The organism is Ruminococcus flavefaciens AE3010 (assembly GCF_000526795.1).
GTDB lineage: Bacteria > Bacillota > Clostridia > Oscillospirales > Ruminococcaceae > Ruminococcus > Ruminococcus flavefaciens_D.
Window position 1 is genome coordinate 3,581,531 of sequence record NZ_JAGT01000001.1, and the last position, 19,931, is coordinate 3,601,461.

20 protein-coding genes and 1 riboswitch are annotated in these 19,931 nt (G+C 48.1%); of the genes, 6 read left to right on the forward strand and 14 right to left on the reverse strand.

Going from position 1 to position 19,931, the window contains the following annotated elements:
• Positions 1-171: 171 nt before the first annotated feature.
• From rpoD to N774_RS18545, 10 genes are all read right to left on the reverse strand, one after another.
• Positions 172-1,251 carry an RNA polymerase sigma factor RpoD gene (rpoD, locus tag N774_RS0115765; RefSeq protein WP_024862170.1) on the reverse strand — a complete coding sequence of 360 codons (1,080 nt, stop codon included), beginning with the start codon at positions 1,249-1,251 and terminating at the stop codon, positions 172-174.
• 13 nt (positions 1,252-1,264) lie between these two features.
• Entirely contained in the window at positions 1,265-3,001 is a 1,737-nt protein-coding gene (dnaG, locus tag N774_RS0115770) for a DNA primase (RefSeq protein ID WP_024862171.1), read from the reverse strand.
• 8 nt (positions 3,002-3,009) lie between these two features.
• The gene (locus tag N774_RS0115775; protein ID WP_024862172.1) at positions 3,010-4,005 is read right to left on the reverse strand and encodes a deoxyguanosinetriphosphate triphosphohydrolase; all 996 of its coding nucleotides are present in this window, start codon (positions 4,003-4,005) and stop codon (positions 3,010-3,012) included.
• 102 nt (positions 4,006-4,107) lie between these two features.
• Complete coding sequence (locus N774_RS0115780; protein WP_024862173.1) at positions 4,108-4,749, reverse strand: YigZ family protein; 642 nt, start codon at positions 4,747-4,749, stop codon at positions 4,108-4,110.
• A 48-nt stretch (positions 4,750-4,797) separates the two neighbouring features.
• Positions 4,798-5,001, reverse strand: a complete 204-nt coding sequence (rpmE, locus tag N774_RS0115785) for a 50S ribosomal protein L31 (protein ID WP_019678077.1) — start codon at positions 4,999-5,001, stop codon at positions 4,798-4,800.
• A 134-nt stretch (positions 5,002-5,135) separates the two neighbouring features.
• Positions 5,136-6,800 (reverse strand): DUF6311 domain-containing protein, encoded by a 1,665-nt coding sequence (locus tag N774_RS0115790; protein ID WP_024862174.1) that lies wholly within the window; start codon positions 6,798-6,800, stop codon positions 5,136-5,138.
• A gap of 21 nt (positions 6,801-6,821) precedes the next feature.
• The gene (locus tag N774_RS17725) at positions 6,822-7,292 is read right to left on the reverse strand and encodes a pyridoxamine 5'-phosphate oxidase family protein (protein WP_024862175.1); all 471 of its coding nucleotides are present in this window, start codon (positions 7,290-7,292) and stop codon (positions 6,822-6,824) included.
• Positions 7,293-7,340: 48 nt separating this feature from the next.
• Positions 7,341-9,056 (reverse strand): phospho-sugar mutase, encoded by a 1,716-nt coding sequence (locus tag N774_RS0115800; RefSeq protein ID WP_037280354.1) that lies wholly within the window; start codon positions 9,054-9,056, stop codon positions 7,341-7,343.
• Positions 9,057-9,314: 258 nt separating this feature from the next.
• A complete protein-coding gene (locus tag N774_RS0115805) occupies positions 9,315-10,397 on the reverse strand; it encodes a 6-phosphofructokinase (RefSeq protein ID WP_024862177.1) in 1,083 nt (360 codons plus the stop codon).
• A 110-nt stretch (positions 10,398-10,507) separates the two neighbouring features.
• Complete coding sequence (locus tag N774_RS18545; protein ID WP_024862178.1) at positions 10,508-12,781, reverse strand: sensor domain-containing protein; 2,274 nt, start codon at positions 12,779-12,781, stop codon at positions 10,508-10,510.
• Between the two features lie 243 nt (positions 12,782-13,024).
• Between N774_RS18545 and N774_RS0115815 the strand changes: the two genes are divergently transcribed.
• The 3 genes from N774_RS0115815 to metK all read left to right on the forward strand — a co-directional run bounded on the left by N774_RS0115815 (position 13,025) and on the right by metK (position 16,960).
• A complete protein-coding gene (locus N774_RS0115815) occupies positions 13,025-13,702 on the forward strand; it encodes a response regulator transcription factor (RefSeq protein ID WP_024862179.1) in 678 nt (225 codons plus the stop codon).
• Positions 13,689-15,179: a sensor histidine kinase gene (locus N774_RS0115820; RefSeq protein WP_024862180.1), complete on the forward strand. Its 1,491-nt coding sequence runs from the start codon at positions 13,689-13,691 to the stop codon at positions 15,177-15,179. The genes N774_RS0115815 and N774_RS0115820 overlap by 14 nt, the downstream gene beginning before the upstream one ends.
• A 427-nt stretch (positions 15,180-15,606) precedes the next feature.
• A riboswitch (SAM riboswitch) is annotated at positions 15,607-15,709 on the forward strand.
• Between the two features lie 66 nt (positions 15,710-15,775).
• The gene (gene metK, locus N774_RS0115830) at positions 15,776-16,960 is read left to right on the forward strand and encodes a methionine adenosyltransferase (protein ID WP_024862182.1); all 1,185 of its coding nucleotides are present in this window, start codon (positions 15,776-15,778) and stop codon (positions 16,958-16,960) included.
• Between the two features lie 48 nt (positions 16,961-17,008).
• On the opposite strand, the gene N774_RS19015 is transcribed toward metK, so the two are convergent.
• Complete coding sequence (locus tag N774_RS19015) at positions 17,009-17,335, reverse strand: helix-turn-helix domain-containing protein (RefSeq protein ID WP_024862183.1); 327 nt, start codon at positions 17,333-17,335, stop codon at positions 17,009-17,011.
• A gap of 132 nt (positions 17,336-17,467) precedes the next feature.
• Between N774_RS19015 and N774_RS19535 the strand changes: the two genes are divergently transcribed.
• The 3 genes from N774_RS19535 (at position 17,468) to N774_RS0115850 (ending at position 18,173) form a co-directional block, all read left to right on the forward strand.
• Complete coding sequence (locus N774_RS19535) at positions 17,468-17,626, forward strand: hypothetical protein (RefSeq protein ID WP_196231566.1); 159 nt, start codon at positions 17,468-17,470, stop codon at positions 17,624-17,626.
• 14 nt (positions 17,627-17,640) lie between these two features.
• Positions 17,641-17,802: a hypothetical protein gene (locus N774_RS19540; protein ID WP_196231567.1), complete on the forward strand. Its 162-nt coding sequence runs from the start codon at positions 17,641-17,643 to the stop codon at positions 17,800-17,802.
• 86 nt (positions 17,803-17,888) lie between these two features.
• Positions 17,889-18,173 (forward strand): hypothetical protein, encoded by a 285-nt coding sequence (locus N774_RS0115850; protein ID WP_155250421.1) that lies wholly within the window; start codon positions 17,889-17,891, stop codon positions 18,171-18,173.
• A 35-nt stretch (positions 18,174-18,208) separates the two neighbouring features.
• On the opposite strand, the gene N774_RS0115855 is transcribed toward N774_RS0115850, so the two are convergent.
• Genes N774_RS0115855 through N774_RS0115865 form a run of 3 tightly spaced genes read right to left on the reverse strand, consistent with a single transcriptional unit; the run spans position 18,209 to position 19,862 of the window.
• Positions 18,209-18,925, reverse strand: a complete 717-nt coding sequence (locus N774_RS0115855; protein ID WP_024862185.1) for a JAB domain-containing protein — start codon at positions 18,923-18,925, stop codon at positions 18,209-18,211.
• Positions 18,926-18,927: 2 nt separating this feature from the next.
• Positions 18,928-19,611 carry a JAB domain-containing protein gene (locus tag N774_RS18550; protein WP_024862186.1) on the reverse strand — a complete coding sequence of 228 codons (684 nt, stop codon included), beginning with the start codon at positions 19,609-19,611 and terminating at the stop codon, positions 18,928-18,930.
• Positions 19,612-19,634: 23 nt separating this feature from the next.
• Positions 19,635-19,862 (reverse strand): helix-turn-helix domain-containing protein, encoded by a 228-nt coding sequence (locus N774_RS0115865; protein ID WP_024862187.1) that lies wholly within the window; start codon positions 19,860-19,862, stop codon positions 19,635-19,637.
• Positions 19,863-19,931: the final 69 nt, after the last annotated feature.

The following is a 19,931-nucleotide window of genomic DNA, read 5'->3' on the forward strand; positions in this document are numbered from 1 at the left end:
TCTGACGGTGAACAGGCGACCGTGATAACGTACATTTTATACTCTTTTATTATACCACATATTTTTTAAAATAGCAAGACTCGCGGTGAAAACAATAATGTAAATTTTCTGCGTTATTGAGCACAAAAAAGCCGCCATTTCAGGCGGCTTTCGGAAATACTGATATATGTATCAGTCAAGGAAGTCCTTGACCTTTTTGCTTCTGCTTGGGTGACGGAGCTTTCTCAGCGCCTTTGCCTCTATCTGGCGGATACGCTCACGGGTTACGTCAAAGCGCTGTCCGACCTCTTCGAGGGTACGGGACTTGCCGTCTTCAAGACCGAAGCGGAGCTTCAATACCTTAGCCTCGCGGTCTGTAAGTGTAGCAAGCACCTCGTTGAGCTGCTCTTTGAGAAGAGTATGTGAAGCTGCCTCAGCAGGTGCGGGAGCGTCATCATCGGGGATAAAGTCGCCGAGGTGGCTGTCCTCCTCCTCACCGATAGGAGTTTCAAGGGATACAGGGTCCTGAGCCACACGCATGATCTCACGAACCTTGTCCACAGGCATATTGAGCTTGTCTGCTATCTCCTCGGGGCTCGGGTCATGACCGTTCTCATGGAGAAGCTGGCTGGAGACCTTCTTTACCTTGGTGATAGTCTCTACCATATGAACGGGGATACGGATAGTTCTTGCCTGATCGGCAATAGCACGGGTTATAGCCTGTCTTATCCACCATGTTGCGTATGTGGAGAACTTGAAGCCCTTGGTGTAGTCGAACTTTTCAACGGCCTTGATAAGACCAAGATTTCCCTCCTGAATGAGGTCCAGGAACTGCATGCCTCTGCCCACGTACTTCTTGGCGATAGAAACAACGAGACGGAGATTTGCTTCGGACAGTCTCTTCTTTGCGTAGGGGTCGCCCTTTGCCATTCTCTGAGCAAGCTCGATCTCTTCCTCTGTTGTAAGGAGCGGTACACGACCGATCTCCTTGAGGTAGATCTTTACAGGGTCATCAATGGCGATACCCTCTGTGGAGAGAGCCATTTCAAGGTCGTCTGTCATATTTGAATCGAGACCAATCTTCAGGTCGGCGTCAAGGTTCATATCCTCGACGATCTCGATATTGAGGTTTTCGCAGTTGTCATAGAAGGTATTTATCTGGTCGACGTCAAAGTCAAGCTCCTCCAGAGCGTCGGTTATCTCCTTTGTGGTGAGCTTTCCGTTAGTCTTGCCCTGTTCAATAAGGGCTTCGATGGTGTTCTTTTTTTCCATATTTTATATCCTCCTATTTGTTTTTGGAGCGGAAAAGCTTCAGCAGCTCGTCGTTGCTGAGCTCTCCCTCTGCCTTGGGTGTGCTGCTTTTCAGTACCTGCGCACAGTCTGCGACAACGTCACGTGTTACGGCGACTTCGCGCTTTTTAGCTGCTATTCCGCTTATTCTTCCCATTTCCTCCGTGGAAAATTCATCGGAGAGAAGTGAAAGGGAGAATTTGTCGGAATTTTTCATTCGCTCCAGAAGCGCTCTGTAGACCTTTTTATTGAATGCGGTCACGAAGCACTCGGGGGGCGCCAGCTGCTGAACGTCCTCATATTCCTGAGGGCGGGTGAGCAGGTAGCTGATTATAGTCTCCTCGGCGCGGGCTTCTCTCTTGTTTGAAACTGCGTCGGGGTTGATATCGTCGCGTATGTACGAGGTCTGCGCCTTAATGGCGCGCCACTCGTTCTTCTTGGCACTCTTGCTGTTCTTTTGCAGCATGGTGTCAATGTGAGTTTTAAGCACCTGTACGGGAATATCGCACTTCTTGGACGTTCTGGAGATGTACACCTCCCGTTCAAGGGGCGATTCTATGCCTGCAAGTACCTTTGCTGTGCGTTTGAGGAGCTCCACACGACCTATCTCAGTGGTCAGGTCAAGACCGTCCTCACACTTATCCAGCATGAAATCGTTGGCGTCGTTGGAGCTGTCAATGAGCATACGGAAGCGGTCTCTGCCGAACTTCTTGATGTACTCGTCGGGATCCTTTGCGCCCTCCATGTGGAGTATCTTGGTGCGAAGACCAACGTCTGCAAAGTGGTTGATAGCCTTTTGTGTAGCCTTTTGTCCTGCGCCGTCGCTGTCGTAGGCGACTATTACTTCCTCGGCGTAGTGGCTTATGAGCCGCGCCTGATCGGGAGTTATAGCAGTTCCGAGGGTGGCGACCACGTTCTCGAAGCCTGCCTGATTGACGGCTATAACGTCCATATATCCCTCACAGAGTATCAGACGCTTGGCGTTGGAGTTCTTTGCGAAGTTCATGGAGAACAGGTTAGAGCCCTTGTCGAATACGGGAGTTTTGCCCGTGTTCAGGTATTTTGGCTGGGAGTCGTCAAGGACTCGTCCGCCGAAGCCTATTATATTGCCCCGCAGGTCAACGATTGGGAACATGACCCTTTTGCGGAACATATCGAAGGTGCGTCCGTTTTTCATGCCTGCAAGCCATGCATCAGCCATTTCCTCGTCGGAGTAGCCCTTTGAGCGCAGCAGGTCTGTCAGCTCGTTCCATGAGTCGGAAGCGTAGCCGAGACCGTACTTCTTTATGGTCTGTGGAGTTAGCTTGCGGTTTGCGAAATATTGCAGCCCTGTCTTGTCCTTGCCCTTGAAAAGGTTGGTGAAGTAGTAATTGGCGGCAATGCGGTTCATCTCATAGATACGGGTCTTGCGCTTTGCGTAGCCGCTGTCCTTGCTGCCGTAGGCAGGGACTTCCATGCCTGCCCTCTGGGCTAAAAGCTTGACAGCCTCGGGGAAGGTCAGGTTCTCGATCTTCATTATGAAGGTGATAACGTCGCCGCCTGCGCCGCAGCCGAAGCAGTAGAAGTTCTGTGTATCGGTGAAAATGGTGCAGGAGGGCGTCTTTTCCGAATGAAAAGGGCATGAGCAGACGTAGTTGCGCCCTCGTCTTATGACGTTGACGTAGCCGCCCATGACTGTCTCGATAGGGTTGGCATTTCGCAGATTATAGAGAAATTCGTCGTTCTGAGGCATATCCTACCTCACTTCCAGAATTTCGGCACGAAAAGCTCGGTGTAAAGGTCAACGGCGTACTCGTCGCTCATTCCCGATATGTAGTCGCAGACGGCTCTGTCGGGGTCGGCAATTTTGATTATATTGCGGTATTCCTCGGGGAGCTTGTCCGTGTGCTCGATGAAGTAAGCGTAGAGCTTGCGCACCAGCTGTTCAGCCTTGCCCTCCTCCTGCTTGGCAGAGGGATTGGTGTAGACCTTCTCGAACATGAAGCGCTTGAGCTCGTCGTGAGCCTTTCGTATATCGGGCGCAAAATCTATATCCACAGCTCCGTGCCCGATAACGGAGGCTATGAGAGTAGTTATTCTCTTGGTCTTGGTATTTCCGAGGGCTATAACGCAGCTTCTCGGCAGGTCGTTTGGTGAGAGTATGCCTGCGCGGATAGAGTCCTCGATATCGTGGTTTATGTAGGCGATAGTGTCCGCAAGTCGGACAATATTGCCCTCTTTGGTATCAGCCACCATGTTTGTGTGGCAGAGTATGCCGTTTCTTACGGCGTGGGTAAGGTTGAGCCCCTTGCCCTTTTTTTCAAGGACTTCCACCACGCGCACGCTCTGCTCGTAGTGCTTGAAGCCGTGAGGGCATATCTCGTTGAGAGTGCGCTCACCGCAGTGACCGAAAGGGGAGTGTCCTAAGTCGTGTCCGAGAGCTATAGCCTCAGTGAGGTCCTCGTTAAGGCGCATACCTCTGGAAATAGTTCTTGCTATCTGTGATACCTCAAGGGTATGTGTAAGCCGTGTTCTGTAGTGGTCTCCCACAGGGGACAGAAAGACCTGAGTCTTACGCTTTAGTCTGCGGAATGAGTTGCAGTGGAGAATACGGTCGCGGTCTCGCTGGAACTCGGTGCGGTAGGGGCACTTGTCCTCATAGCGTTCACGCTTGGTGCCGACCTCGTCTACGCTGGCGCAGGCGTATTTGCTGAGCATACCTGCTTCGCTTATCTCGATCTGTTCGCGTACTGTCATACAAATATCCCCCTTGCTGCAGAAAAAATTTAGCGGATAATATTCCGCTGAAAAATGCCTACATAATACTTATACTAAAACGGGACAAAAAACCCTTTATTTTTATTGTGAAATTTTTTTCACAGAGGAGAAATCCTCAAAAAGCTCTCCCATATCCACAATTTCGGCAGTTCCGTTGGTGACCTCGGTGAGCTCCTTTGTGAGAGTTTCAAGCTTTTCCGACAGCGCCAGTATTTCCAGAACTACATCGCTTCCAAAGTCGGAATTAACGGTGATAGTCTCGTAATTGGGCAGAAGATAGGAGATCTTGCCGTACATACCGTAGTCTGCGGTTATTTTCAGACGGTGACACAGGCACATATCCATGATGTGAGCTGCATCGCAGGCAAGTGAAGCTGCATGGGAATAGGCTCTCACAAGTCCGCCGCCGCCGAGAAGTATGCCGCCGAAATATCTTGTAACTACCACGCATACATCGGTGAGACCGCGTTTTTTCAGCACGTCCAGTACGGGAACTCCCGCAGTGCCCTGTGGTTCTCCGTCGTCTGAATATCGGGAAATATTGTCCTCGCGGAGAATATATGCGTAAACGTTGTGCTTGGCCTTGCGGTGCTCGGCTTTTATGGAATTTATAAAGGCTACCGCCTCGTCGTTTGTCTTAACAGGGGAGATATAGCCGATGAACTCCGAGCGTTTTTCTATGAACGAAGCCTTGGCATTTTCGGAAATTGTCAGATAGTTCATAATACTTACCTATGTACGAAAAGCCCCGTCATTGACGGGGCTTGTGGATTACTTGTCCATATTGAAACGCTTCTTGAATCTGTCAACACGTCCGCCTGTATCAACAAGCTTCTGCTTACCGGTATAGAAAGGATGGCACTTTGAGCAGATTTCAACCTTGATGTTTTCCTTTGTAGACATAGTCTCGATCACGTTACCGCAGTGGCAGGTAATTGTGGTCTTCTTGAACTCAGGATGGATTCCCTCTTTCACGATTTTCACTCCTTTATATTAATTTGTAGATCGTGCAGCCCATCAGTTCCTTTAGACAGTAGTGCCGAATATACATTACAGTAATATATTATATCACACTGTGCCGTGTGTGTCAAGCCCTTTTTGACTTTATTTTATTTTTTAACTCTTACAGCAGTGTATTCTCCCAGTTTATAGAATGTCATGCCGCTTGTGTCCTTGGGTATGTCATCTTCCGTGAAGAATACATACAGGGCGTCATTTCTGCCTTTTCCCGATGTGAGGAGCTTATACTGCTCATCGGCATATTCAGCAAGAACGCCGTAATCGGAACGTGCAAGGTAGAAGCTGCTGAGCTTTATATTCTTTTCGGAGGCAAGCTGTGCAGTGGTAAAATAGAGCTGCATATAGGTCTTGTAGGTATCGGGCAGGGGCAGGTAGATTATCTCATTGATGCCCTCCGAAGCCTTTTCCCATTCCACAGGGTCGATCTCCGAGACATATGCAGGAGTTTCAGCGTACTGCTTGTGCATTTCGTCGTGGTAGTTGCGCAGATCCATGTAGTTGAGCCATGCGCATATAGCTACTGCGGCAGCTGCCGAATGTTTGTCCAGCTTAGTTACCAGCCACAGGGCAGTGGTCATGACCATGATGCAGGGCAGCCATATGAATCTACCCGATGCGCGGAATATGGAGAATACTCCAAGTATGGGACGTGGAAGCTTTATATCTATGAGGACGGTCTGGTTAACAACAACGGTGGTGCTGACAGCCCACATAAAGCTGATAATGAATACTATGAGGAAAGCGTTTATCTGTACGCGGTGACTTTTGTAGTATTCCCTGATATTCTTTAGCGCCTTGCCCTCTCTGCGCTCCAGACGGCTCAGGGCTATGATAATACCGAGAAAGCAGCATACCAGCATGCCCATTCCGAGATAGCCGTAGCCCTCGCCCTGATCTCTGGTGGTGCTCAGCATACGGATATACTTTGAATGTCCCATGCTGTTGAAGAATGTATTGAGATTTGCGGAGAATGCGCCGAATCCGCCGTCAACATAGCTGCCGTTGCCGTAGAATGCGCCTATGATCCACATGGTGATCACGGTGAAGAATGTGGAGGAAGCAAAGGTGCAGGCAGCAAGACGCTTTTTCTTGCCGATGTATACAAGGAGTATCATATATCCCAGCATGACCATATATATCATGGGCAGGAAATATATGTGTATCAATGCGGCAAGTGAACATAAGACTGTCCACAGTACAACGGGGGTGAATTTGTGCTTGTACTGGCGCTTGTAGTCAAGAGTGAGTATCAGCGCCGCCATTACCAGCCATATGGCTCCCAGGGTATTGTGCTGAGGGATGCGCTGTATGGACGGGAAGAAGCCCGAATAGAATATGGAGCCCACAGATGTGAAAAACAGGTTGTCTTTTACGCGTCTGAGAAGTAAGGCTCCGAAGCCGCCGTTAAGTGCGAAGCATATCACGCCCCATAGTCCGAAATACTGGAAGGTATCAGGGAGCAGGGGGGAGAGGAGCTTGAAGAAAACTGCAAACAGCGGCAGGGAATCGGTGTACATGCATGATACCATGCTTCCCGAGGATATGCCGTCTGTAAGACCTATGGGGAATGTCCACGGGGTATTTCTGAAATACACCCAGCCTAAGTGATGCTGAGTGACATCGCCCATATTGTTGTATATCCAGTCAGTGCCGGTGGGATCAATTGTCTTTAAGCCAAAAAACTGGATAAAGACAATTGCTCCGAGGATAGCTCCTATAAGAAAGGTAAGAGGAGCGGTTTTGTTTTTTGTCATTTTGTTTCTCCTGTTTTGTATTTAGCTGTGAGTTTTTGAGAATCCGTTTTCAAGCACACATTTCTCGTCGAAGGTCGATATATCATGGGCTGTGATATCGGCTTTGCCGTCAAAGCGGTAGTATCTGCCGCTTTCGGCGATGAACTCTATTATGCAGTAGTCCTCGTCGTCAATGCCCTTGGAGTAGTACTTCTCGTCGCCCTCGTTCCAGAGGAGCTCCTTATACTTTCTGTCAAAGCTGATATTTGCCTTTCCGCAGAGACAGACAGCTTCAAATGTGGTATCGTCGGCGAAGTAAAGGCAGGCGCTGCCGTTTTTCAGCAGGCTTTGAACGTGTGAGGAGCTTGTATTGGTGGAGATGAGGTGCTTGCCTAAGCCCTTGTGCCATACACAGAAAACGCGGCGGATATTCTGTCTGCCGTTTTCGTCGGTATAGCCCAAAGAAGCAAAGAGGGAACGGTCTATAAGAGCTTTTATTTCGTCTTTTGTCATATCCTGTGCCTTTCTGCGAAAAAGGCGAACCGAAGTTCGCCTTATTTCTTATTTCATGCTCTGTGTAAAGTCTGCGTATATCTTCTGCTCGATAGCCTCGGCTTCTGCCTTTGTAGGAGCCTTTGCAGTGATATATGTCTTGATCTTGGGCTCTGTACCCGAAGGACGAACGATAGCCTTGCAGCCGCCTTCAAGGTAGAATGCGAGAACGTTGGACTTTGGAAGTGTAAGCTCCTTGACCTCGCCTGTAGCGATATTCTTGGAGATGCTTGCCTTGTAGTCCTCGAAGCGCTCTACCTTTAAGCCGCCGATAGCGGTCGGGTGATCGTTTCGGAGACCTGTCATGATATCTTCCATGTGCTTCATGCCGCTCTCACCCTCGAACTCAAAGCTGTAGAGTGTCTGGAGGAACATTCCGTACTTCTTGTACATATTCTCGCGAGCCTGCATGAGAGTAATGCCCTGTGTGCGGTAGTATGCAGCCATTTCGCAGATAAGCATTGAAGCGTCAACTGCGTCCTTGTCTCTTACGTAGCCGCCCGAGAGGTAGCCATAGCTCTCTTCAAAGCCGAATACATAGCGGTTCTCCTCACCCTTAGCTTCAAGGAAGCCGATCTGCTCGCCGATGAACTTGAAGCCTGTGAGAACGTCTATTACCTCTACGCCGTATTCCTTGGCGATGAGGTTTACTATATCGGTAGTAACGATAGTCTTTACAGTAATAGGGTTCTTTGGCATTGTGCCCTTTGCCTTGCGCTGTGAGCAGATATACTCAAGGAGCATAGCTCCTACCTCATTGCCTGAGAAGAGAGCGTAGCCGCCCTGTCCGTCGGGAACTGCTATACCTACACGGTCGCAGTCGGGATCGGTAGCAAGGAGAAGGTCTGGCTTTACTTTATCGCAGTAGCTGAGACCTACCTGTAATGCCTCGCGTATCTCGGGATTCGGATATGGGCAGGTAGTGAAGTTGCCGTCGGGCTCTTCCTGCTCTTTTACTACAGTAACATCTGTGATGCCGATACGTTTTAATATCTCGCGGACGGGCTTGTTGCCTGTGCCGTTGAGAGGAGTGTATACGACTTTGAGTCCGCTTGAAGCGCAGAGGTCTGTGTTGATGCCCTCTGCAAGGACTCTCTTGTAGAATTCCTCGATAACGCTGTCATCGATATATGAGATATTGCCTTTTTTCAGCTCTTCGCTGAAATCGGAATGCTTTACGCCGCTGAATATATCAAGTGAGTTGATCTTCTCAAGGATTATCTCTGCACCTCTGAGAGTGATCTGGCAGCCGTCCTCACCGTAGACCTTGTAGCCGTTGTACTTGGCAGGGTTATGGCTTGCTGTAACCATGATACCGCCCTGGCACTTCAGTGCGCGGACAGCCCATGAAAGGCATGGTGTAGGCATAAGCTGCTTATAGATATGTACCTTGATGCCGTTTGCTGCCAGTACCTCTGCGGCAGCCTTTGAGAACACGTCGCTCTTGATACGGCTGTCATATGAGATAGCCACGCTTGGGTTCTTGTACTCCTGGTTGAGGTAGTCCGCAAAGCCCTGTGTAGCGCGTCTTACAGTGTATATATTCATTCGATTGGTTCCAGCGCCGATAACGCCTCTCAGACCGCCCGTTCCGAATTCGAGATCACGGTAAAATCTGTCGTTTATCGCTTCGCTGTCGCCCTTGATTCCCTCGAGCTCAGTCTTTAAGTCGGGATCCTCCTTGGCGTTTTCACACCAAAGGCTGTAAAGTTCCAATTCTGACATTATAATACCTCCTGAACAGATATATAATTATTATAGCACATTCTGACAGCTTTGGGAATAGCTTTTTTCAAAAAATTCCAAATATTTATGATTTAATCAGTTCATAAACGCTGTTATAATGCGAAAAACAGGGAACGCACAAGTGATATATCGATTTTTAATATTAGTATTTTTAAATGTATATATTACTACTTGTATACTAAAAACAGGGCAAAAACGGCAGTCTGCTGGTACTGTCCGCGGACTGCCGAATGTGGGTCAATCGCCGAAAGATACGCCGATATCGCGTGCTGCGATGACCAGATGATTCTCTGTATCGACGAATTTTGTCTTTCCTGCTATGTCCTCCAGCTTGTTGGAGGTGATCTTATTGCCTATTTTAGCTACTGTTCTGCCGTAGCGCTCCTTGGCTATGAGGTAGGCTGCGTGTACTCCGAACTGTGTGGAGAGTACGCGGTCATAAGCGCTCGGTGCGCCGCCTCTGAGCATATGTCCGGGAACGCATACACGGGCTTCAAGGCCTGTATTATGCTGTATCTGAGCTGCAATGCGGTTTGTGGCTGTGAGTATGCCTGCCTCTGCACGCTTCTTTGCACGCTCCTTTTTCTTCATCTGAGCCTCGTTGATATCGAATGCGCCCTCAGCAACTGCGACTATTGAGAATGTCTTGCCGCTTGCACTTCTTGCCATTACTGCGTCGCATATCTTGTCGATATCGTAGGGTATCTCGGGGATAATGATAACGTCCGCACCGCCTGCGATACCTGCGTTAAGTGTGAGCCAGCCTGCCTTATTGCCCATTATCTCGCAGAGAAGTACTCGTGAGTGGCTTGCGGCAGTGGTATGAAGTCTGTCAAGGACATCAGTGGCAATGTCAACTGCGGTATGGAAGCCGAATGTAACGTCTGTACCGTAGATATCGTTGTCGATAGTCTTTGGAAGTCCAATAACGTTCAGACCCTCGTCAGACAGGAGCTTTGAGGTCTTGTGAGTACCGTTTCCGCCGAGAGTGAGGAGACAGTCCAGCTTCTGCTTCTTGTAGGTCTCCTTCATATTCTTGACCTTGTCTATGTTGTCCTCACCGATGACCTGCATCATCTTGAAGGGCTGACGCTTTGTTCCGAAGATCGTTCCGCCCTGTGTGAGTATGCCTGAGAATGAGGAGGGGGACATCTCCTTGCAGAGATTGTTGATAAGTCCGTAGTAGCCGTTGGAGATGCCTACTATCTCAACATTGTCCTCGCCGAAGCGCTCATAGCAAGCCTTTGCCACGCCGCGTATAGTAGCGTTGAGACCCGGGCAGTCGCCGCCGCTTGTGAGAATTCCGATACGTCTTTTCATAATGATGACCTCCGTGACCGTTAAAATGTTTTTATGCCCGCACAATTGCCTGCGGACAGGCAAATAGCAAACTCTCCTGATCGTATGGTCTGCTATATTAGTACAAAGTGTTATCTCTTGGTATTGATCTCACGCCTTACGTTCTGCTCAAAGAAATCCTGTATTTTCTCGGGGGGCATGGGCTTTCCGTAGAGATAGCCCTGTCCGTAGTCACAGCCTGCCATGCGCAGGATAGACTCCTGTTCCTTGTTTTCGATGCCCTCTGCGATAGTTTCTATGCCTTTGGATTTTGCTATGCGTATTACGGCTGAAACTATCTCGAATGAGATCTTTTCGTGCTCGATATCGATAATGAATGATCGGTCCAGCTTCAGCAGAGTAATTGGGAGTATCTGGAGATATTTCAGTGAGGAATAGCCTGTGCCGAAGTCGTCCATGGCAAGCTTTACGCCAAGCTCGCGGAGACGGTTCATCTGGTCGACCGCAAAGTCTATGTCCTTCAGCGCAAGAGTCTCGGTGAGCTCGACCTCCAGCCACTGAGGCGGCAGAGCCGAACGTGCAAGGGCTTCGTAGACCTTGTCTTTAAGGTCGGTCTGATAGAAGTCAGATGACGCGAAGTTTATGGACATAACTATAGGCGGATAGCCCATTTTCTGCCAGAGCTTGTTCTGGCGGCAGCCCTCGTTCAGTACGAACTCGCTTATCTTTCCGATAAGGTGAGAGCTCTCTGCGATAGGCACGAATGCATCGGGAGTAACTATGGTGCCGTCGGGCTTTATCCAGCGGATAAGCGCTTCAACGCCCATTATCCTGCCTGATGCAAGGTCTATCTTAGGCTGATAGTAGAGCTGGAGCTCGTTGTTGTCGATAGCAAGTGCAAGAGCCTTTTCAAGCTCGGTATCGCCTATGATGGAGTCGTGCATACTGGGTTCATAGCCGCAGATGCTGCCCTGATTGCTGTCGTTGGATTTGAGCGCGAACTCAGCATGCTCCATTACCTCAAGGAAGGATCTGCCGTCCTCGGGCATTTTGGAGTAGCCTGCCGAGCAGGTAAGGCTTATGGAAGCCAGCTCGTCAACTGCAAGCTTTGCGAACTCGTCCTGTATGGACTTCACAGTTCTTGTGGGCATTTCGTCGTCGCCGTAGTCTCTCAGCAGAAGTGCGAAGTTATCGCCGCTTATTCTGGCTGCAAGACCACCGGGAGTAACGAATTTATACAGTATATGAGCAAAATTTTTCAGAATGTAGTTACCGTTTGAATAGCCGCAGGTATCATTTATGATATGGAAGCGGTCAATGTCGAGAACGATTATCCAGAATGAATAGTCCAGTACCTTGCAGGAGTCGTATATCTCCTGTCCTGTTACCACAAGCTTGTTGCGGTTGGCTATCTCCGTTACCTCGTCCATGTACGCAAGACGCTCGATGAGGATATCCTTTTCGTGCTCCTCGGTCACATCGAGAACAGCTCCGCCGAAAAGGGGCAGGCTGTTGCCTGTACCCGTAATTGACTTGAAGCGGTGTGAGAACCAGCGGTAAGCCCCGTCGGCAGTCCTGAGCCTTATCTCGATATTCTTGATGTCGGAGATGTCGCGGCTGCGGACAGCTCCGTCAAACTGTATCCTGTCGTTGGGGTGTATCAGAGCGCGGTATTCGTTGATATTGACGGTACCGCTCTTTAGTCCCAGCATATTGACCATTTCAGGTGATACACGGAACACCTTCTTGTCGGTGCTCATAACGAGACCTATTTCTGCAAGCTCCATAGCCGAGTGGAAGAAATCGTTGGCATTGGCGAGATTTACTCGCATTTTTTTCAGCTCTGTGAGGTTGAAGCCTGTACTCAGGTAGACTGAGCGTCTTCTGTATCTCTTGACCTGTGAAGTGCTCCATGCGATAGAAACGAATGCGCCGCTTGGATTGCGGAACGTTGACTCGTAGGAGTTACTGTCGACTATCTTGTTGAGAGCAGTGGGGTCGGGAGTGTTTATGCCGAAGGCTGTCCAGACGCCCTCCTTTTTGTCCGAGTAATCCGCGGTTATGCCCAGCAGGTCGCGAAGCTTCTTGTTGATATATACATATTCAAAGTCGTCCGACCAGATTATCATTTCCGTGTTGAGGTTTTCGGTTATCTTGATGATCTCCTTTTCGTCAACAGAGGTCTTCCTGTTCTTATATATCCAGCCCGAGATCGCGAGAATAAGAGTTGCGCATACCATTGTGCATACGTAAATGATAAGTGCCATCCTGGCGTTTTCGGGGCAATTAATGCAGTAGCCTATAACAATTGCACTGGCAATGACGATTATGAGTGCGGCTGCGAGCGGATTGAAGCTTCTGGTACGTGTGTTGCTTTTTGTGGTGGGGTGTTTCTTGTTATTCATAGGCACCGCCTCCCTTCATTTACAATTATCCAAGTACATTATAGCAAAAATTACTGAAAATGTCAATTACAAATTTACGGACTCTAACAAATTTGATAAAAATGACGGAAATTCACATAAATATTTCACGTAGTCTACACTTTTATCTGATATAATGTTATAATATAAACGTAAGACAGCGAAAAGCTGTTCGTTGTATGTTTTAGACATATTGGTTAAATACAAATACGCGGAGGTAGAAATATGGCACATATTTTAATTGTTGACGACGAGGTGAACATAAGAAAGGTAGTGCGTGAATATGCTGAATTTGAGGGCTATGAGGTAACAGAAGCCGAGAACGGCATGGAAGCTGTAACGCTCTGCCATGATAATGATTACGACCTTATCATCATGGATGTTATGATGCCCAGACTTGACGGCTATTCTGCCTGCAAGGAGATACATAAGACCAAGAATATCCCTGTTATCATGCTGTCCGCAAGAGGCGAGGAGTACGACAAGCTCTTCGGCTTTGAGATAGGCGTTGATGACTATGTTGTAAAGCCGTTCTCACCAAAGGAGCTCATGGCGAGAGTAAAGGTGGTCCTCAAGAGAAATACCCGTCAGGAAGAGACTGTGCTCCCCGACAAATTCTCCTTTGAGGGACTTGAAGTTGACATTGCGGGACGTGAGGTCTACGTAAACGGTCAGAAGGCTTCCATGACTCCAAAGGAGTACGACCTGCTCTTTTATCTTGTAAAGAACAAGAATATCGCCCTTTCAAGAGACAAGCTCCTTGAAGAGGTATGGGGCTACGACTTCTTCGGCGATGACCGAACAGTTGATACCCACATAAAAATGCTCCGCAACAGCCTCGGAGAGTACCGTAAATTCATCGTTACACTGAGAGGAATGGGATACAAGTTTGAAGCCGATTAAGCATTTCAAAAGGGCAGAGAGCAGGATACCGCTTAAATTCACTGTATGGCTGTACTTCGTCATCTTTACCGTAGCAGTATTTGCCCTTATATGGGTGTTCCAGATATTCTTCTTTGAAAAATTCTATGAGCGTATGAGGATACACTCCGCGGCAAAAAGCATGGAGTCCATAGCCGAGGTCTACAGCAGCTGCGACAAGGAAAAGCATTATGATAATGCTATGAAGATAACGTCCGATGACGAAATAAAAGAAAAGCTATATAATATAGTTTACGAAACAGGCGATTCCGAGGATCTTTGCGTGGAAATACTGGACAAGTACGGGCGCGAGGTAATGAAGAAGCATGTAATGGGCGAGTGCATCATACACGACAAGGGCGGCAGCGTTCTGTGGCTGCTGAACGGGATAGACGAAGCTGACGACGGCATTATCAAATTAAAGATGAAGCACCCGAGAAGCGGGAGCGATATGCTGGTATATGGCTGTAAACTGGGCAGCATGTCCGAGCCTGACGGCTATTTGCTTATAAATGCGACTATCGTACCCGTAGAAGCTACCGTAATGATAATTAAGCGTCAGCTCATGACCATAACCGTGATACTTATTATACTTGCGTTTATAATTTCCCTTTACCTTGCAAAGAGGATATCCGCACCTATCGACAGGATAACAAAGTCTGCGGAGATACTGGCAAAGGGCGATTTCAACACCAAGTTCGACGGAAGAGGCTACCTTGAGGCTAAAAAGCTGGCGGATACCCTTACATATGCGGAAAAGGAGCTATCCAAGGTGGACACCATGCAGAGAGACCTTATCGCAAATGTGTCCCATGACCTGAGAACTCCGCTGACAATGCTGAAAGCCTATGCGGAAATGATACGGGACCTTTCGGGAGACAATCCAGTTAAGCGCAACGAGCACCTTGAAATTATCATCAGCGAGACCGACCGTCTGGCACTTCTTGTAAATGATATGCTTGATCTCTCAAAGCTGGAGAGCGGCAAGCAGAAGCTGAATCCTACGGAATTCGGTATAAGTGCTAAGCTCAGCGAGATAATGGACCGCTTCAAGGGACTGTCCGAGAAAAACGGCTACCAGATACATTTTACTCCCGACGAGGAGCGCACTGTGTACTGCGATTCCATTAAGATCGAGCAGGTCATCTACAACCTTATTAATAATGCCATAAACTACACTGGCAAGGACAAGCAGGTATTCGTCCGCCAGATCAACACCGACAGCGGCGTCATTGTTGAGGTGGAGGATACGGGCGACGGTATCGAGGAGGACAAGATCAAGCTTATCTTCGATAAGTATTACCGCTCCGAGAACCATAAGCGCGAGGTAGTGGGTACAGGTCTGGGTCTTTCTATCGTCAAGGCTGTGCTGAAAATGCACAACTATGACTACGGCGTGCGCAGTACACTTGGCAAGGGCTCGACGTTCTGGTTCAAGATAAGCGATGTGAAGAAATGATTTCCGTTCCTTTGAACCTGTCATAAGGTTGGATTCGACACAATATGTAATAACTGGGACTAATTCGGTTACAATTCTGTACGACAGGTATAAAACAGGTGGATTCAGAAAAGATGTATTGTGCAATACAAACTATGCTAACAGGTCTGATGTTGAAAATTTTCTATACTGCTGATTAAAGTTTTTCACACAAAATACATAAAAATATGCTATAATATAGTTGCTGAGGGAGAAGATCCCGAAGCTGATTTTCATGGTAGTTTAATGTTTACCCCAACATTAAATTATTAAATCCCCAATAATCCCTATATCATGGCAGATGAGCTTCCTTAAACGGAGGCTCATTTGTTTTGCGGAAAAAAATTTGTTGCATCAGGGAAATATCCTATTGACAAATTTCCGACAATAGTGTATAATAACTCACGTAACCTTATCAAGAGCGGCGGAGGTACAGGACCTGTGAAGCCGCAGCAACCCGAACGTAATGAGTCGAAGGTGCTAATTCCTGCGGTTTATCCGAAAGATGAGGACATTAGGTAACTATGACTTCTCTTCGGATGAGAAGTCATTTTTTATTTTTTCAGGAGGTCATTTTAATGAGTAAATGCTTTTTCACATCTGAATCAGTAACTGAGGGACATCCCGATAAGATCTGCGACCAGATCTCGGACGCTGTTCTCGACGCTATCCTTGAGCAGGATAAAATGGGCAGAGTTGCCTGCGAGACCTGCGTTACAACAGGTATGGTGCTCTGTATGGGCGAGATCACTACTTCGGCTGATATAGATATCCCCAAGATAGCACGTCAGGTCATCATCGACATCGGCTACGACAGAGCTAAGTACGGCTTTGACGGCCATACCTGCGCTATCCTTACTTCTATAGACGAGCAGTCTCCCGACATCGCTATGGGCGTTAACGAGGCTTTCGAGTACAGAGAAGAGAACGGCGAGTCCGACGGACTTTCCAACGGTGCAGGCGATCAGGGTATCATGTTCGGTTTTGCTTGTAATGAAACTCCTGAGCTCATGCCCCTTCCTATCTCACTTGCACACAAGCTCTCACTGAAGCTCACAGAGGTACGCAAGGACGGCACTCTCCGTTACCTCCGTCCCGACGGTAAGTCACAGGTAACAGTTGAGTACGACGACGGCAAGCCCGTAAGAGTTGACGCAGTTGTTGTTTCTTCACAGCACTCTGCTGATATCTCACTCAAGCAGCTCCGCAAGGACATTGAGGAGTACGTTATCAAGGCAGTTATCCCTGCTGACCTTATGGACAAGAACACAAAGATATTCATCAATCCTACAGGACGTTTCGTAGTAGGCGGACCTCAGGGCGACAGCGGTCTTACAGGACGTAAGATCATCGTTGATACATACGGCGGATATTCACGTCACGGCGGCGGAGCTTTCAGCGGTAAGGACCCGACAAAGGTCGACAGAAGTGCTGCTTATGCTTCACGTTATATCGCTAAGAACATCGTTGCAGCAGGTCTTGCTGACAAGTGCGAGGTTCAGCTCTCATACGCTATCGGCGTTGCAAAGCCTATCTCTATCCTTGTTGATACATTCGGCACTGGCAAGGTAGACGAGGAGAAGCTCTCAGAGGCTGTTGCAAAGGTATTCGACCTGCGTCCTACAGCTATCATCAATATGCTCGATCTCCGCAAGCCCCAGTACAGACAGCTTGCAGCTTACGGTCACATGGGTCGTGAGGATCTGGGCGTTGCATGGGAAAAGACAGACAGAGTTGACGCTCTCATGGCTGCCCTCAAGTAATCAGATATAAATATTGCCCGAAGTCGGCTGACTTCGGGCTTTTTTGTTTTATTTAGAAATTTTCAGCATTTCCACTCTTTCCAGCACACGTCCCTGTGCTATGCTGTCGAGCTTGCGGAAACCGTTTATGAGCTGAGTTTCGTTCTCCGTGAGGGCTGAGCGTGTAAGTCCGCGCTTGTCGTCGGTGAGTCCTGCGATGTAGTCTAATGACACATTATAGAGTTTTGCAATGTTTATGGCTATGTGAAGCGGTATCTCGCTTTCGCCGCATTCGTAGCGCCTGTACTGTGTAAGGTGTAGAAAAAGCTTTTCGGCAGCCTGTTTCTGCGTCATATCAGCGTCCTCGCGCAGGTCGCGGACTCTTCCGTAATTCATTTTATCAACTCCCAAATTTGTGTTATGATAATTTTATCATATAGCACAATTTTGTGTTGACAATTGTGAAAATATGTGTTATAATATGAGTATAAAAACACGAATTAGTGCTTTTAAAAGGAGCGTGGCGTTATGAAAGAATCTATGAAATTTCTTGTTTTGATCTTTGTTTTGTTTTATTTTGTAGCACCGGATCCTGTGCCCGGTCCAATTGATGATGCTATTATAGCGATAATTGGACTTACTTTGAGGGCAAAACTTACTGATAATTCAAATCTGCCTAAAGAATAAATGGAGGTGATAAAATGGCATTCAGAAAAACCCGAAGTGATTGTACAGTGGGGACGTTTGAAAAGAAACATGGTTTGCCTGCTGGAACTATTCGTAATAAAAACGGACGTGATACAAGAGCTGATAAGCTTATTGGAACTATTAGAAAAGAAAATAAGAAAAACAAAGGCAAATAGTAAACGTGAGGGGATAGTATGTCGTTTATCGGAAAACTGCATGAGATAGCTTTTTATGCGCTATTAACTGTTATATGAAAGGTACTATGTCAGCAAGAATTCTTTTCTGGACAGCTGTAATATTTCTTGTAATTGCTATTATATCAGCATTTTCAACAAAGTATTCAGATGAAGGAATAGGAATATCTTTTATGTCAGATAACATATTTGTTATAATGTTTGCGCATATTGCTGAAGAAATACTTGGTATTATTTTTACGCCTTTTTGTTTTTTAAGAGATTTGTTTACTAAGGAATTAACTTTTATAAATGTTATTGATTATCTAACATTTACAATTGAGGTTATAATTGCAGTTGTATGTTTGGTTTAGTAATCCGCCGCCTGTCCCAGACAGGCGGCTTTTCGCTATTTCCCGCACTTATATCCCTTAACGCCGTCGGGAGCCATTTCGGGCAGAAGCCCGCTCTCACGCATGGAGAACGCTCCCTCGGCGCCTACGATAATGTGGTCGGCGAGGACTGCTCCCAGCTTTGAGAGGGTATTTATGACGTTCCGCGTGAAAAGCACATCGCTGTCCGAGGGCGAAGCTTCGCCGTGCGGATGATTGTGCGCCACAAAGAATATATCGCAGTCGCTCCTGACTGCCATGCCTGCGATATCGCGGTATGAAGCCGTAAGCCGCGAGGCTGTGCCGAATGCCAGAATCTTTGTTTCGTATATTCGGAAACGGCTGCTGACCGACGTCATTATGAGCTTTTCGCCCACGGCTCCGATAAAATGGCTTGAAAAGAACTCCTTTGCCGCCTTTGAGCTGCTGAGAGTACGTATAGTAAAGCGCTCGGTGTAAAGCTTACGGCTTATACATGGGATAAGCCGCAGAAGCACGGCGGTCTGCTCGTTGACATGGGGAGACTTCATAAGCAGGGCGGTGTCCGCGTCGGCAAGGGCATTTACGCTGCCGTATTCGCTGAGAAGCTCCGCCGCTGATATGGCAGGCTCGTCTGCCTGAGCGTATGTGAGCAGGAGCTCCAGCTTCTCATGCTCCGAGAGCCCATCAAAGCCGTTCTTATGATATTTTTCGAGAAGCTGCTCCCTGCGCAGCTTTTTGTTTATGTCAGCCATGGTCAGAATGTGAATGCGCCGCTGCTGCGCATTGAGAAGCACTTGCCGCCGCCCGATATGATGAGGTCGGTGAAGCTTATGCCTATTGCGGACAGCAGCTCTCCGAATATTCGGGCGATGCGGTAGTCGTTATCTGTTGGTATGGGGAGCTCTTCGCCGTGGTTTATGCCTATGCATAACGCGGCGGCTTCGCTTTTCAGTATCATAGCTGCCAGCTCCTTGGGAGTTATGCTGCCGCTGAGAAGCTCGTCTATGGGCAGAGTTATGGTGCGCATGAGCTCGGAGCGCGTTGAAAGGCAGAGTATATTGCATATTTTAGCGGTAATGCCCTTGAATTGCAGGGACAGGCAGTCGCAGAGCTGCTTGCAGTCGGTGAGAGTCTCGCTGCTGTGTGAGCTGCGCATATAGCTGATACCGAAGTCGTTTATGAGCTTCAGAAATGCGGCTCCTCCTGCGCCCACGCCCTTTACGCTGCGGAGCTTTTCCGCGTCGGCTGAGAGCACCTTGCTGAGGCTGCCGAATTCGTTTATAAGGTCATGGGCAATACCGTTGGTGTTCACCACTGGACGGGCGTAAAACAGTATCAGCTCCAGAAGTTCATGCTCGAAGAGCCCGTCCTGTCCAGAGGCAAGAAAGCGCTGCCTCATGCGGCTCCTGTGTCCTGCGTGAGAGTTCCTTTCGTTCATATTTATCCCCCTTTTAAGTATGCTCAGGGCTGTTTAGGCTTGCTGAGCTCCTTGATATTTGTTCTGCCGAGGATATAGTCCACGGAAACGCCGTAAAAGTCCGCAAGTATCAGCAGATGCTCCACGGGGATAGTCTGGAATCCTCTTTCGTAGCGCGAATACACTGTCTGGCTCGTGTGCAGGAGCTGAGCTATTTTAGTCTGGGACATATCCATGTCCTCACGCAGGTCTCTTAGTCTTTGAAAATGCACATTATCACCTCTTGAATGAGCAGTTTTAGAACCTTTTGGTACTATTGACTTTATCACATACAGTTGGTT